The following is a 1644-nucleotide window of genomic DNA, read 5'->3' as shown; positions in this document are numbered from 1 at the left end:
TGTGTGGCCCCCCGTTTCGGGGGTGGTGGGCGCCCCTAAACCCCCCCCCGGCCCCCGCTGGGTTTTGCGCCCCCCCCCCCCACCACCGGGCGCAATCCGTGGTGGTTGCGGTTACCACTGCCCGCAACCCTGGTGCTCAGCCTTCGTGGGCGCCGGCGGCTACTCCTTCGGCGCCGGGGCGGTCGGCTTCGACGCGGACGGCGCCAGGGTGGCCAGCCGCCTGCTCGGCGGTGACGGCGGCGCCGATGATGCCGGCGTTGTTGAGGAGGGTGGCAGGGACGATCGGGGTGCGGATGTCGATCAGAGGCAGCCACTTGTCCGACTTCTTGCTGACGCCGCCGCCGACGATGATCAGGCGCGGCGACAGCAGCATCTCCACGTGGCGCAGGTAGGTCTGGACGCGTTCGGCCCAGTGCTCCCAGCTCAGGTCCTCCTGCTCGCGGGCCCGGTCCGAGGCGCGCAGCTCGGCGTCGTGGCCGTGGAGCTCGAGGTGGCCGAACTCGGTGTTCGGGATGAGGGTGCCGTCGAGGAACAGCGCGCTGCCGATGCCGGTGCCGAAGGTCAACATCATCACCAGGCCGCGTTCGTCGCGCCCAGCGCCGAAGGCGACCTCGGCGACGCCCGCGGCGTCGGCGTCGTTGAGCACGGAGACCGGCCGGCCCAGCCGCTCGGTGAACAGCCGCGCCGCCGGGGCGTCCAGCCATGACTTGTCGACGTTCGCCGCGGTCCGGGTGACGCCGTCGACCACCACCCCGGGAAAGGTCACCCCGACGTGGTCGAAGTCGCCGAACTGGCCGGCCACCTCCGCGACCGCCTCCGCCACGCTCGTCACGTCGGACGGCTGTGGCGTCGGCACGCGGTAGCGCTCCGCGAGCAGCTCTCCCCGTACCGTGTCGACCGGTGCACCCTTCACGCCGGACCCGCCGATGTCGATGCCCAGGATGGCCATATCCAGTTCTCCGTCCCCGGTGCGGTTTTCCTCAGCCGTGTACCCACACGCACCCGGCATCGAATCGTGCCATTCCCCGAACTCTCCGAATGAGGCGGATGGTACCGCTGTCACGTAACGTGACTCATACTTTCGGCTAGTCAACGGTCGGCTGACCGGCTAGCGTGGGAGGGAGTGAACGGTCGCCGCGTGCGGGCACGGCTCTCTGCCCGCTGATGGAGGACCTCCGTTATGACCGTTACCGCCCCTAAGGCAAACACGGTGAGTGACGCCCCGCCGGAGAGCGCCGCCGATCTCCTCGACGCCATGGCCGCCGTGCCCACCGGAGACCACCGCCGCGCCGGGTTGCGTGACAAGGCGATCGAGGCCTGGCTGCCCCTGGCCCGCCACCTCGCCCACCGCTACTCCGGCCGCGGCGAACCCACCGACGACCTCATCCAGACCGCCACCGTCGGCCTCATCAAAGCCGTCGACAAATTCGACCCCACCCGCGGCGTCGACTTCGCCGGCTACGCCATCCCCACCATCATCGGCGAAATCAAACGCCACTTCCGCGACCGCACCTGGTCCGTCCGCGTCCCCCGCCGCCTGCAAGAACTGCGCCTGGCCATCACCGAAGCCAACGCCACCCTCACACACACCCTCGGCCGCTCACCCCTGGTCGCCGACATCGCCACCCACCTCGGCGTCACCGA

At 70.4% G+C, this 1644-nt stretch carries 2 protein-coding genes; one reads left to right on the top strand and one right to left on the bottom strand.

The window, feature by feature from the left end:
• Positions 1-136 precede the first annotated feature (136 nt).
• A complete protein-coding gene (gene ppgK / locus AB0M36_RS22355) occupies positions 137-949 on the bottom strand; it encodes a polyphosphate--glucose phosphotransferase (protein ID WP_364160437.1) in 813 nt (270 codons plus the stop codon).
• Between the two features lie 231 nt (positions 950-1180).
• On the opposite strand from ppgK, the gene AB0M36_RS22350 reads away from it, so the two are divergent.
• The coding region (locus AB0M36_RS22350; protein WP_364160435.1) for a sigma-70 family RNA polymerase sigma factor at positions 1181-1644 on the top strand (464 nt) is incomplete at its 3' end.

The organism is Actinoplanes sp. NPDC051346 (assembly GCF_040682215.1).
Lineage (GTDB): Bacteria > Actinomycetota > Actinomycetes > Mycobacteriales > Micromonosporaceae > Actinoplanes.
The sequence above is the reverse complement of the archived record's forward strand: the minus strand, read 5'-3'. Positions and strand labels throughout refer to the sequence as shown.

Excerpts from the sequence above, each read along its gene's own strand:
- ppgK (WP_364160437.1), bottom strand. The coding sequence starts at position 949 with ATGGCCATCCTGGGCATCGACATCGGCGGGTCCGGCGTGAAGGGTGCA.